General features: G+C 74.0%; 12 protein-coding genes. 6 read left to right on the forward strand and 6 right to left on the reverse strand.

Features of this window, described 5'->3' with window-relative positions:
• Window positions 1-56: 56 nt before the first annotated feature.
• The 3 genes from AB0J80_RS20295 to AB0J80_RS20305 are packed head-to-tail and all read right to left on the reverse strand — an operon-like array spanning window position 57 to window position 3,835.
• Window positions 57-1,676, reverse strand: coding sequence for a serine/threonine protein kinase (locus AB0J80_RS20295; protein ID WP_364706932.1), 1,620 nt, complete (start codon window positions 1,674-1,676; stop codon window positions 57-59).
• Between the two features lie 45 nt (window positions 1,677-1,721).
• Window positions 1,722-3,251 carry a serine hydrolase domain-containing protein gene (locus AB0J80_RS20300; protein WP_364706935.1) on the reverse strand — a complete coding sequence of 510 codons (1,530 nt, stop codon included), beginning with the start codon at window positions 3,249-3,251 and terminating at the stop codon, window positions 1,722-1,724.
• Between the two features lie 17 nt (window positions 3,252-3,268).
• Window positions 3,269-3,835, reverse strand: a complete 567-nt coding sequence (locus tag AB0J80_RS20305; protein WP_364706994.1) for a CGNR zinc finger domain-containing protein — start codon at window positions 3,833-3,835, stop codon at window positions 3,269-3,271.
• A 72-nt stretch (window positions 3,836-3,907) separates the two neighbouring features.
• Here AB0J80_RS20305 and AB0J80_RS20310 point away from each other — a divergent pair, with 72 nt between their 5' ends.
• The 3 genes from AB0J80_RS20310 (at window position 3,908) to AB0J80_RS20320 (ending at window position 5,836) form a co-directional block, all read left to right on the forward strand.
• The gene (locus AB0J80_RS20310) at window positions 3,908-4,897 is read left to right on the forward strand and encodes an EamA family transporter (protein WP_364706937.1); all 990 of its coding nucleotides are present in this window, start codon (window positions 3,908-3,910) and stop codon (window positions 4,895-4,897) included.
• Between the two features lie 98 nt (window positions 4,898-4,995).
• The gene (locus AB0J80_RS20315; RefSeq protein ID WP_364706940.1) at window positions 4,996-5,283 is read left to right on the forward strand and encodes a hypothetical protein; all 288 of its coding nucleotides are present in this window, start codon (window positions 4,996-4,998) and stop codon (window positions 5,281-5,283) included.
• A gap of 10 nt (window positions 5,284-5,293) precedes the next feature.
• Window positions 5,294-5,836 (forward strand): hypothetical protein, encoded by a 543-nt coding sequence (locus AB0J80_RS20320; RefSeq protein ID WP_364706942.1) that lies wholly within the window; start codon window positions 5,294-5,296, stop codon window positions 5,834-5,836.
• A gap of 32 nt (window positions 5,837-5,868) precedes the next feature.
• Here AB0J80_RS20320 and AB0J80_RS20325 read toward each other — a convergent pair whose 3' ends face one another.
• Window positions 5,869-6,462: a TetR family transcriptional regulator gene (locus AB0J80_RS20325; protein ID WP_364706944.1), complete on the reverse strand. Its 594-nt coding sequence runs from the start codon at window positions 6,460-6,462 to the stop codon at window positions 5,869-5,871.
• 40 nt (window positions 6,463-6,502) lie between these two features.
• Between AB0J80_RS20325 and AB0J80_RS20330 the strand changes: the two genes are divergently transcribed.
• Window positions 6,503-7,216 carry an NAD(P)H-binding protein gene (locus AB0J80_RS20330; protein WP_364706947.1) on the forward strand — a complete coding sequence of 238 codons (714 nt, stop codon included), beginning with the start codon at window positions 6,503-6,505 and terminating at the stop codon, window positions 7,214-7,216.
• A 39-nt stretch (window positions 7,217-7,255) separates the two neighbouring features.
• Window positions 7,256-8,191, forward strand: a complete 936-nt coding sequence (locus tag AB0J80_RS20335; protein ID WP_364706950.1) for an aminoglycoside phosphotransferase family protein — start codon at window positions 7,256-7,258, stop codon at window positions 8,189-8,191.
• Here AB0J80_RS20335 and AB0J80_RS20340 read toward each other — a convergent pair.
• Both AB0J80_RS20340 and AB0J80_RS20345 read right to left on the reverse strand, forming a co-directional pair.
• Window positions 8,077-9,174 carry a hypothetical protein gene (locus AB0J80_RS20340; RefSeq protein ID WP_364706952.1) on the reverse strand — a complete coding sequence of 366 codons (1,098 nt, stop codon included), beginning with the start codon at window positions 9,172-9,174 and terminating at the stop codon, window positions 8,077-8,079. The genes AB0J80_RS20335 and AB0J80_RS20340 overlap by 115 nt on opposite strands.
• Window positions 9,171-10,895, reverse strand: a complete 1,725-nt coding sequence (locus tag AB0J80_RS20345; protein WP_364706955.1) for a YncE family protein — start codon at window positions 10,893-10,895, stop codon at window positions 9,171-9,173. Before AB0J80_RS20345 ends, AB0J80_RS20340 begins: the two co-directional genes overlap by 4 nt.
• A 111-nt stretch (window positions 10,896-11,006) precedes the next feature.
• Between AB0J80_RS20345 and AB0J80_RS20350 the strand changes: the two genes are divergently transcribed.
• Window positions 11,007-11,932: CHASE3 domain-containing protein (locus AB0J80_RS20350; protein WP_364706958.1), on the forward strand; the 926-nt coding region annotated here is incomplete at its 3' end.

An 11,932-nucleotide genomic window follows, 5' to 3' on the forward strand; every position in this document is an offset into this window, starting at 1 on the left:
CACCGGCATCGGCGTGGTGTCGCACGGTACGTCCTTGCGAGGCAGGTCGGGAAGGGTCAGGGGCGTGGCAGCTTCCACCGCTGTGCGGGCGCGCCGGTGCAGGTCCGGATGCCCAGCGCCGGCCCGCCGTCAGCGTCGGGCAGGATGCTCAGGCAGCGTCCGGAGCGGGCGTTGAACAGCGAGCCGTCGGACTGCGGCACCCACAGCTGAGCGACCCCGAGGTTGCAGTCCCACAGCTGGATCCGGTAGTCGATGTCGACGCCGGCGTTCCCGCCGATGTCCAGGCACCGGGTGGCGGTCGGGGCCGCCGGCATGAGCGCGCCCTCCCGGGTGAACCGCCAGCGTTGCGCGGGGGAGCCGGTACAGCGGGCCGCCTGCACTTTGGCACCGTTGCTGTCGGTCGGCGGCATCTGGATGCACCGGCCGTCGGCGCTGGTCACCGTCGTGACCGGCGGTGCGGTGCTCGGCCGCGGCGTACGGGTCGGGCTCGGCGGGGGCGGAGGCTTCTTCGAGGGGCTCCGGGAGGGCCGCGGGGTGCTGGTCGTGGCCGCGACCGACGGGGTGGCCGGGGCCGGCGCCGAGGTCCAGGGCGTCGCCTGGGCCGCCGGCGTGGCGGCCGGCCGGTCCTCCGCGGGCCTCAGCTGCCGCACGGCGAAAGCGCCGCCGGCGACCAGCGCCACGGCCGCGGCCACCGCCCCGAGCACGAGCGGGAGGCGCCGGCGCGGCGCCGGGGTCGCCGGGCCCGACTCGGACGGCGTACCCACCAGGTCCGAGCGGACCGGCGACTCCGGTGGCAGGGAGGCCCCGGACCAGCTGAACGGCACCGGGGACGGGGTCGTCTCCCGCCAGGCCACGGGCACCGGCGCCGCCGGGCGCCCGCGCCGGCAGCGTTCGATGATCTCCTCCGGGCGGGGCCGCCGGGCCGCGTCGCGCGCCACGCACGAGCGGATCAGCGCGGCCAGCTCCGGGTCCACCCCGGCCAGGTCGATGTCCTCCTGCAGGATCCGGTAGCAGATGGACTCGGCGCGGCCGGCCCCGTACGGCCGGCGCCCGGTGGCCGCGTGCGCGACCGTGGCGCCGAGCGCGAACACGTCGGCCGCCGGGGTGAGCTCGTCGGCCGAGGTCATCAGCTCCGGGGCGATGTAGCCGGGCGTGCCGACCACGATGTCGGTCCGGGTCAGGCCGGTCTCGTCCGGGCCACGGGCGAGCCCGAAGTCGATCAGGCGGGGACCGGTCGCCGACATGATGACATTGTCCGGCTTGAGGTCGCGGTGGCAGATCCCGTACGCATGAATGTCCGAAAGTCCCTCTGCCAGCGAGGCCATCAGCCACAGGCACTCGTCCACCGGCAACGCACCGCCGGTGTCGAGCACGTCGGCGAGCGTCGGCCCCGGGATGAACTCGGTGGCCATCCAGTACGGCGGGGCCGACAGCTCACAGTCGATCAGCGTGGCGGTGCCGGCGCTGCGGACCGCGCGCAGGGTCTCGGTCTCCCGGCGGAAGCGGACCAGGGTGTCGGGGTGCGCCAGCAGGTACGGGCTGATCACCTTCACGGCCGCCGGGCGCCCGCCGGGGGAGCGCCCGAGATACACCGTGCCCATGCCGCCGACGCCCAGACGGCCCTCCAGCTCGTACCGTCCGACCCGGGCCGGATCGCCGGGCAGGAGTGGTTGCACGCCGTCCGCCCCCTTCCGCCCTGATCTCGGCCGATGCGGAGCCTCTCACACCCCCATGGGATACGGGAGGGTGGAGGGCCTGGGTAGCGTCCGGCCGACTGCGGCCCGTCGTGCCGCCGGTGCCTCGCCGCGGCGGAACAACCGGCCGCCGAAGCGCAACCACGTCACCCTGCCGTCGGCGCCCCGCACGAAGTTGGCGCGGCTGTGCGTCTCGGCGCCGCTGGGCTCGAGCACGAGGACGTAGTCCCTGCGGTAGAAGGCCAGCCGCAGGCCCTCCTGCCCCTCGACCCGTACGCTCAGCTGCCCGGCGTCGGCGACCAGCTCGAGCTCGATGTCGACCGGCGTACCGTCGAAACCGATCTGGGTGGCCGAGTAGCGACCCTCGTAGCCGGCGAGGACCGCGGCGGGCAACCGGCGGGGGACCGCCGGCAGGTTCCGCACGCCGGCGAAGCGGCGCAGCGCCCAGTCGTCGGCGAAGAGCTCGGCGAGCAGCCCCGGACCGCCCTCGGAGTTGGTCAGGACGGTGAGCGCGAACCCGCGCTCCGGAACCATGAGGAAGCCCGAGTGCTGCCCCGCCCAGTCGCCACCGTGCTGCACCACCTTGGGCCCTTCCGCCGTCGGGCGCAGCATCCAGGTCACGCCTGCGCCGTCGAGCTCCACGAAGAGCGTGCCACCCGGCCCGGGGTGCGACTGCATCGTCCGCAGCGAACGGCGGCTGAGAATCCGGGCACCGCCGGGCGCCCGGCCGTCGCCGAGGTGGAACCGGGCCCAGCCGAGCTGGTCGCGGGCGCTCGAGATGAGGCCGCCGGCCGCGTGGATGCTGCGCGGCATGGCGAAGTAGGCCGGCTGGGCGACCGGAGTGCCGTCCGCGCCGATGTCGTGCGGCACCGCCACCTCGGCGCCGGGGATCTCGTCCAGGAAGAACGCGCTGTGCCTGAGTCGTAGCGGGTCGGTGACCAGGGTGCGGATCGCTCGCTCGTACGGCATCCCGGCCGCGACCTCGACCAGCCGCCCGGCCAGGGCGAGCGCCGCGTTGTTGTACGCGAAGGTCGTCCCGGGCGCGGTGAGCTGGGGCAGCCCGGCCATCGCCGCGACATAGCGGGCGAGCGCGTCGTCGCCGGAGCCGGTGTCGAGGAAGAAGTCCCCCAGCCAGCCGGCGCTGTGGTTGAGCACCTCCCGCACCGTGACGCGGCCCGAGGCGGGGTCGGCGGTGTGGAAGCCGGGCAGGTAGCTGCGCACCGTGCGGTCGAGGTCGAGGCGGCCGCGCTCGACGAGCCGCATGATCGCCGTACCGGTGAAGGTCTTGGTGGTCGAGCCGACGCGGAAGACGGTGTCGCCGTCCACCGGGGACGGGTTGCCGACGTCGGTGACGCCGAAGCCGCGGACGTACTCGCGGCCCCGGTGCAGCAGGGCGAGGGCGACCCCGGGAATGGCGTACCGGGCCATGCCGGCCTGGATCTTCTCCTCGAGCTCGCGCAGGGCCGGTGGTGCGGCGGTGGCGGGTGCGGCGTGGGCGGCGGTCGCGACGGCGGCGGCGCTTCCCGCGGCCGCGCGCAGCAGAGTTCGACGGGACATCACTTCAGCCATACCCGTCAGGCTATCGACGTTCGTCGCTCCCTGGCAGCGGCGGCCTTCCGGGCCCGGTACGCGCTGACGGCCGCACGGTTGCCGCACCCCGTGTCGCAGAAGCGCTTGGACCGGTTCCGCGTCAGGTCCACGACGACACCGTCGCAGTCCGCGGCGTCGCACAGGCGCAGCCGGTCGAGCTGCCGGTCGCGCACGACGTCGACGAAGGCCATCGCGGCCTCCACCGCCATCCGCGTCGCCAGCGGCGCGTCCTGCGGCGTCGCATGCAGGTGGTACGGCCAGTCGCCGTGCCGGACGAGCTGCGGCAGGGCGTGCGACTCCCGCAGCAGCGCGTTGACGATGCCGACCACCTCGACCTCGCCGGCCTCCCAGAGCCGGCGCAGGCGGGGGCGCAGCCGCTGCACGTCCCGCAGCTCGGCCCGGCTGCCCTCGCGCCGGCCGGTCCAGTCGTACGCCCGCAGGAAGGCGTCCAGCGCGGCCACGTCGGGCAGCTGCTCACCGCCCCGGCCGACCGTGTTGACCAGGGCGGCCGCCGCGATCAGCGCCACCTCCGTGTCATGGGCGAAGACCACATTGACTCCTGACATGGGCCGGTCTAGCGTCATGAGCATAGTACTGCTTTGCTCATGACATCTGGAGGTCTCATGGGATCGCCCCGACCGGCCGGCGCCGGCCTCGGACTGGCGCTGCTGTCCGCGGCGACCTTCGGCACCTCGGGAACCTTCGCGCGCTCGCTCATCGACGCCGGCTGGTCGGCCGACGCCGCGGTCGCCGTCCGGGTCGGCATCGCCGCGCTGCTGCTCGCCGTGCCCGCGGCCGTGGCCCTGCGCGGGCGCTGGGCGGTGCTGCGCCGGTCCCTGGGCAACGTGGGCCTCTTCGGCCTCCTCGCCGTCGGCGGCGCCCAGCTCGGATTCTTCAACGCGGTCCGCTACCTGCCGGTCGGCGTCGCGCTGCTGCTCGAGTATTCCGGCATCGTGCTGGTGGTCCTCTGGATGTGGGCCCGGCACGGCGAGCGCCCCCGCAGGCTCACCATCGCGGGCGCCGCCGTCGCGGTCGCCGGCCTGATCCTGGTCCTCGACATCATCGGCGGGGCGGCCATCGACCCGGTCGGCGTGCTCTGGGGCATGGTCGCCGCGGTGGGCCTGGCCACCTACTTCGTCCTGTCGGCCCGGGTCGACCCGCAGCTGCCGTCGATCGCCCTGGCGTGCGGCGGCATGGCCTTCGGCGCGGCGATCCTGGTCCTGCTGGGCGTGGCCGGCGCCCTGCCCCTGGACGCGACGTTCGGGACGGTCGACTTCGCGGGCCACACCATGAGCTGGCTGGCGCCGGTCGCGGGCCTCTCGCTGATCGCGGCGGTCGTCGCGTACGTCACCGGCATCGCGGCCGCCCGCCTCCTCGGTGCCGCGCTGTCCTCGTTCGTCGGGCTGACCGAGGTGCTGTTCGCGGTCCTGATCGCCTGGCTGGTGCTGGGCGAGCTGCCGAGCGTCGTCCAGGGCATCGGCGGCACGCTCATCATCGCGGGCATCGCCCTGGTCCGCCTCGACCAGCTCCGCACGGCCCCGGCGGTCCCGGACGACCTCGTGGCCGGGCCTGCCGATGAGGCCGGCGTAAATCTGTCGCGGGTGTCGCGTTGAACACATTCAATGGGCGATGCGATGGAGCTAACAGCGGATGAACGGTGGCGTTGTTTGACTGCTCCGGCGGAACGTTGCGGCAGGAAGAGGTCGGGGACATGTCTTACGCCATCACGGTGTTGCCTGCCGTCGAAGGTCAGCGCTGGGTCTGCGTCGAGGGCCGCGTCGACGTGCTCTCCGCGGGTGACGTCCGCGCGCTGCTGAGCGTCGCGATCCACGACCTGCCGACCCGGTCGCTGACGGTGGACCTGCGCCGGGCGGAGGTCACCGACGACGCCGGCCGCCGGAGCCTGACCGAGGCGGCGGCACTGGCTGCCACCGCGGGAGTGACCTGGCGGGTCCTCGAGCGCGCCGACACCGCGTCCCTGGCGCTGGCCGCCGGCTGACCCCGGTCCGATGCTCACGCTCAAGGTGAACGACGCGGCAGCCCAGGCACTCGGCCTGAGCGGTGCCCTGCGATGTCCGGCACCAGCCGGTGGTCTGGCGACGGGTCTGCAGCAGCGTCTGGACCGCGGCCTCAGCCGCAGGGGCGCGGTATTGACCTGGGCCGACTCGGTCGCAGACGCCGGAAGTGCGCCGTCGTCGTTCGAGAACCTGACAGCCTGGGAGTGCGCCGACAGCTCGTTCCACATCGAGGACTTCGTCCCGGTGGACGTCGCCATCGTCGATGATGCTCCGCTGATCTCGGACGGCGACCAACGAATCTTGCTGGTGCACGGCTGCGCCTTCGCGCTCGAGTTCGGCCGACTGGTCTCCACGCTCGACCCACCCAGCCCGGTGCGCTGCATCGTTGCGGTCAACGACACGAACGCCACGTTCCGGTTCCACCAGATGCGGGAAGGGGAGTCCTGGATCATGCCTGAACTCGACTCCTACCGGGGAGAGAAGGTGGTCGTCCTGGACGTCGAGACCGCGCTGGTCGATGGCGCCCCCGTGTGACAGCCCTCCTCCGGCATCTCGACCCGCGCACGTCAGGCTGACGCCGAGGAGGCGCTGCGGGCACGCAGCGCGGCACGAAGAGCCGGGCCGAAGGTCGCGCGTACGTCCTGGGCGGACAGTTCACTGACGGGCCGCAGCGGGCTCAGGTAGCGGGTGAAGATGAGCCCACCGATCACGCCGACCCCCGCGGTGGCTCGCCGGGTCGCATCCGCGCCGCCGAGGAATTCAGCGATCCGGCTCAGCAGCTCGGTTTCCAGATAGCCGCGCAGGGCCCGCATCGTGTCCTCATCCTGCAGGGCCAGACGGTTGCGGGCCGGCGAGCCGGCGTCCCAGAGGGCCGTCACGGCGGTGAGGAGCCGGTCGGCGAGGCCGGCACGGTCTCCCGTCAGGGCACGGTCGAGCGCGGCGGAATCCAGGCAGACCAGGTCGAGGGACCGGCCGAACAGGCCCTGCTTCGAGCCGAAGTGATAGTTGATCAGCGCCACGTCGACGCCGGCCGCGGAGGCGACCGCGCGTACGGTCGTGCCCCGGTAGCCGCGTTCCAGGAACAAGTCGCGCGCGACCCTCGCGATGCGAGCCTTCGTGTCGGGGTTGCCGCGCGGCCGGCCGCGCCCTTTATTCAACACGGTTGAATACTCGGTCCGGCGTCGGGCAGCGTCAACCCCCATGCGAACCGTCATCCTCGGAGCCGCCGGCCGCACCGGCCGCGAGCTCGTCACCCAGGCCCTCACCGCAGGCCACGAGGTCACCGCCGTCGTCCGCACCCCCGGCTCCCTCGCCGCGCGTCCCGGGCTCACCGTGGTCACCGCCGACGCGACCGATCCGGCCGGAGTCGGCCGCGCCGTCGCCGGTCGCGACGCCGTCCTCTCGAGCCTCGGGGTGCCCCTCACCCCCAAGCCGGTCACCCTCTATTCGGACGCCACCGCCGCGCTCATCACCGCCATGCATCGGTACGGCGTGCGCCGCCTCATCACGATCACGTCCAGCGTCATGGACCCGAGCTGGCGCCCGACCGGAGAGCCGCTGTTCACGACCGTGCTCGATCCGCTGATCAACCGCCGGCTCGGCCGCACGACGCACGAGGACATGCGCCGCATGGAGGCACTGGTCCGCGACAGCGGGCTGGACTGGACGATCACGCGGCCCTCGGGCCTGTTCGACCATCCGGCAGTCACCCGGTACCGGGTCGCCGAGGACGTCGCGGACGGGCTGTTCACCGCCCGTACCGATCTCGCCGCGAGCATGGTGGCGCACCTGGCCGACCCGCGGTCGATCGGCCGGGCCATGGCCGTCATCACCACCGACGTGCGCCCGAGCGTCGCGGGCCTGCTCTGGCGCGAGGCCGTCCGACGCCCTCGGCGTCAGCCGGCGGCCACTTAACCGGTGTCGCGGGAAGGCGGCGGTGGTGAGGATGGGGCGGTGAGTCATGACGAGACGCCGCTGTCCACGTACGGGAGCGGCAGCCGGACCGCCGACGCCGCGCTGGCCGACGGCGTGGTGCTGAAGAAGGCCGGGCCCTGGGCCCCGGGCGTGATCGCCCTCCTCCGGCACCTCGAGGAAGCCGGCTTCCAGGGCGCGCCGCGGGTCGTCGGTGACGGGTACGCCGCGGACGGCCGGCTCGCGGTCACCTACCTCCCCGGCTCGAGCCCGCACCCGCGCGCCTGGCCGGACGAGACGGTGGGACGTGTCGGCGAGTTGTTGCGGGATCTGCACCACGCCACGAGCACCTTCGTCCCGCCCAGCGGCGCGCAGTGGCAGGACACCATGCTGCGGCACCTCGACGGCGGGGAGCGGGTGTTCGGGCACTGTGACACCGGCCCCTGGAACGTCGTCGCCGGTGCCGCGGGGCCGCAGGCGTTCATCGACTGGGAGTTCGCCGGGCCGGTGGACCCGTTGTGGGAGCTGGCCGCCACCACCTGGCTGAACGCCCAGCTGCACGACGACGACATCGCCGAGGAGCACGGGCTGCCGGACGCCGCGACTCGCGCCCGTCAGGCGGCGGCGATCGTCGACGGGTACGGCCTCAGCCGTGCCGCCCGCAGCGACTTCACCGACCGGCTGCTCGACGTGGCGGTGCACAGCGCGCGCGCCGAGGTGCTGCTGCACGGCGTGACGGCGTGCAGCACCGCCGCGGTCGCCGGCGACGGCTACCCGGTTCTGTGGGGATCGCGTGGCGGGCACGCAGCGCTTCGTGGATCGCCCGCCATCGCCGGCTCCTGCGCAACGCCCTGCAGTAAGGGTCACAGGTCGTGCCAGGGGCCGCGGTGCGCCGACGGCACCGGGGCCGGCTGTCGGGGCACCGGGGCCGGGGGCACCGGCCGTGGTGCCTCCACCGAGTCGGCGTCCGCGGGGTGAGGCGTCGTCCACACCGGGAGCGCGGCTGGGGGAGTCCAGGTCAGCTCGGCCCGGGACGCTGAGGTCAGGACGGCGACGGCCGCCCGGCCCGGCGGTATCCAGATCGGTGGCGGGCCCCACCAGATGACCCGTTCGCCGCTGCCGGCGGCCACCGGCCGGGCGGTCCCGGGGGTTGCGTGCAGGGCGGCGCCGGTGGCGGGTGCGGTGGCCAGCACGACGGCCGCGCCGATGGTCAGGGCGCCCGCGACGGCGGCGGGCAGGTGCCAGCCGGACCGTACGGTGTCACCGAGCAGCAGCAGGGCGACGGCGGACGGGGCGACCACCTCGGCGGTCCAGTGGACGGCGGTCACCGGGCCTACCTGGCCGATCTGCAACGCGTGGGCGTACAGCATCATGCCGGTCACCGCGAAGGTCAGCAGCGCGGCGGTGAGCGGTTCCGTCGCGATGTCCATCGGTGCCGACGGGAGGGCCCGGCCGGTCAGGGCGGCGCCGCCGAGGCACAGTCCGCCGAGAGCCGCGACCGCGCCGGGGGAGCCGGACCTGGTCGCGCCCCAGCCGACGAGGACCACGGCTGCGGCCGCCGCGCAGAAGCCGAGCCGGAGCTCGGTGGTGGCGATGACGTCGCGCTGCGGTCCGGCGGACATCGCCAGCACGGTGAGCGCACCGACGACGACCATGACGGCGGCGACGTCGCGCCGGCGCAGGCGGGAGCGGAGGATCACCCGGGCGGCGACGACGGTGACGGCCAGCGAACCGGCCAGGACCGCCTCGACCACGTAGACGGCGAGCTCGCGCAGGGCGACCATCGAGCCGGCCCAGGCGAAGATGTCGCAGCCGATGCCGGCGAGGTAGAGCGGGTGGCGCATGGTCTGCACGGTGCCTCTGCTGCGCCGGGCGGCCACCGCCTGCAGGATCGACGCGGCGCCGTAGCTGAACGCCCCGGACACCGTGATCGCCAGCGCGATCCACGCCGCGGGGGTCATTCGGCGACTCGCAGTACCGACAGCGTGTCGTCGTCGCCGTTGGTCACGTACGCCAGGCGGCCGTCGGGCGAGACTGCGACCGTACGCGGGCTGCGGCCCACCCGGACCGTCGCCGTCACCGCACCGGTACGCGCGTCGAGGACGGACACGGTGTTGCTGCCCTCGTTGACCACGTACGCGTGCCGCCCGTCCCCGGCGAAGGCCACGCTCTGCGGCTTGCTGCCCACGGGGAGGGGTCCGGTGCGCCGCAGCGTCGACGCGTCGATGAGGTCGGCGGTGTCGGCCTCGTAGCCCGCGACGAGCACGGTCCGGCCGTCCGGTGAGACGGCGACGCTGTGCGGGGCGCGGCTGACCGGGATGGACTGGAGCAGCCGGTCGGTGCGCATGTCGATCACCGCGACGGCGTTCGACTCGTGGTTGGCGCTGAACGCGCGCCGCAGGCCGGCCGAGAACGCCACGGCGTGCGGGTTCGGCGGCACGGTCACGCGGGCGTCCGCCCGCTGCACGCCCCGGGTCTCGTGGATCTCGATTCGGCCCTCGCTGTGGATGGGCACCCACAGCCGGTCGTCCGGGCCGACCGCCAGGGTGTACGGCTGCCTGCCGGTGGCCAGGTACCGCACGACCTTGCGCCCGGCCGCGTCCACCACGGCGACGCCGCTGCCCGACTTGTCGTTCTCGTACATCGACACGAAGACGAGGCGGCCGTCGCGCGACGTGGTGACGAAGCGGGGGGTGTTGCGCAGCTTCACCGAGGTCACGCGCCGGGTGGCGGCATCCACGACGGACAGGACGCGGGCGCCCTGGTCGGCGACGTAGACCGTACGGCCGTCGGGGGAGACCACCACGCCCTCGGGTTCCGCGCCGACCCGGACGGTGCCGATGACCGACGGCTTGGCCATGCTTGCCGCGCGCAACGCCAGCGGGAGGCGCGCCAGGCCGGTCGGTGCGGGCGCGGCCGTGGTCAGCGCGCGGGGGGCTGTGGCGGAGGGCGGACCGGGCGTGACCGTCGGCGCCGCCACGGGGGCGGAGGCGGGCGCGCGGTGCAGCGGAAGCCGGCCGGTGAGGGCTACCGCGACGCCTGCGCCGCCGATGAGAAGGAGCGCTGTCAGGCTGCCGACTAGCACCGTGGCGCCGGTGCGCCGACGCGCGGGCGGCGGAAGCACGGTCACTCGTGCCGCGGCGTGACCCCCGGCGCCGGCCTCGGCCTCGAGCTGCTCCTCCAGGTCGGCCAGCGACACACCGGTGGCCACGACCTGGCCGGTGACGCGGACGTCCGCCCACCCGGCCGCGCCGCGTACGGTCACCGACCCGTCGAGCCAGTCGGTGCGCGGCTGCCATTCGATGCGCAGCCGCCGGCCCTGCAGCGCGGCCCGCAGGCCCGGTCCCGAGACGGTCAGCGCGGCGGTGGCGACGGCGAGCGGGGGCCCGTCGACCAGCACGTCCGCGACCAGCGGCGGAGTACCCGGAGCCACCTGACCGAAGTCGACGCGCTCCGGTTCGATCCGTACCGCCGTACGCCCGAGCGCCGCGGCCGCGGCTGCGGCGACACTGCGGCTGTCGTCCTCGGTCAGGTGCTGCAGGGCGAGCCGGGCGTCGGCGGCCACGGCGAGGTCGGCGCTCGTCGCCAGCTGGGCCAGCTCGCCGACGCCCATGAGCCGGGAGTCCCGCATCGGACTGGCGATCTCGGTCAGGACGTGTGGTGGCAGGTTGTGTTCACTCATCGTGCCCCCTCGATCAGCATGCAGTGACGAAGGGGTTCAGCGGAACCCACGGGCCCAAATTGGCATCGAACTTTCTCACCGCCTCGCGGCCGGCGACTATGATCCGCGTGGGTGGGCCTTCTGAACATCGGCGGCTGGACGCTGCGCCGCCGCGTGTCCGCGCTGTTCGTCACGGCGGGCACCCTGCTGACGCTCGTCGGGATCGCCGGAACCGTCACGGCGTCCCGGACCAACGAGAACATCGACGTGATCCTCGACCGCACCGGGCCGATGCGGGTCGCCGGCCAGGAGCTGACGGCGGCCTATCTCGATCAGCAGACCGGGGTTCGCGGGTACGCCCTCAGCGGCGAGCGCGCCGACCTGGTCGCGTACGAGCGTGGGCGCACGAATGAGACCCGCCTGCTGGACCTGCTCTCGGGGCTCAGTGCGGAGGCCGGCAGCGCCGCCATCGGCCGGGACATCACGCTGGTGCGGCAGGGCGCCGACCGATGGCGGAGCGAGTTCGCCGAGCCGCTCATCACCGCCGTGGGCCGGGACGGGCCGGCCGCCGCGCCGGGCGTCACCCTGACCGCGGACCGCAGCCGCTTCGACGAGCTGCGGCAGGCCCTCGCCCAGCTGCAGCAGGACATCCTAGCCACCCGCAACGTGGCGGCGGAGCGGGCCAAGAGCAGCGGATCCGTCTTCCTGACCCTGGAGATCATGGCGGCGGTCCTGGTCCTCGTCGTGGCCATGGCCCTGATGCTGCTGCTCGACCGCCTGGTGAGCCGGCCGGTGACCGAGCTGGCCGCGCAGGTGCGCGAGGTCGCCGACGGCGACTACGACCGGCGGATCCACAGTACGGGCGCGCCCGAGCTCACCGGCCTCGCCGGGGACGTCGACGCGATGCGCCGCAGGATCGTCGAGGAGCTGGCCGAGGTCCGCGAGGCGCGCCAGCAGATCGAAGCGCAGGCGGACGAGCTGACGCGGTCCAACCGGGATCTGGAGCAGTTCGCGTACGTGGCGTCGCATGATCTGCAGGAGCCGTTGCGGAAGGTGGC

Source organism: Actinoplanes sp. NPDC049548 (genome assembly GCF_040676695.1).
GTDB lineage: Bacteria > Actinomycetota > Actinomycetes > Mycobacteriales > Micromonosporaceae > Actinoplanes.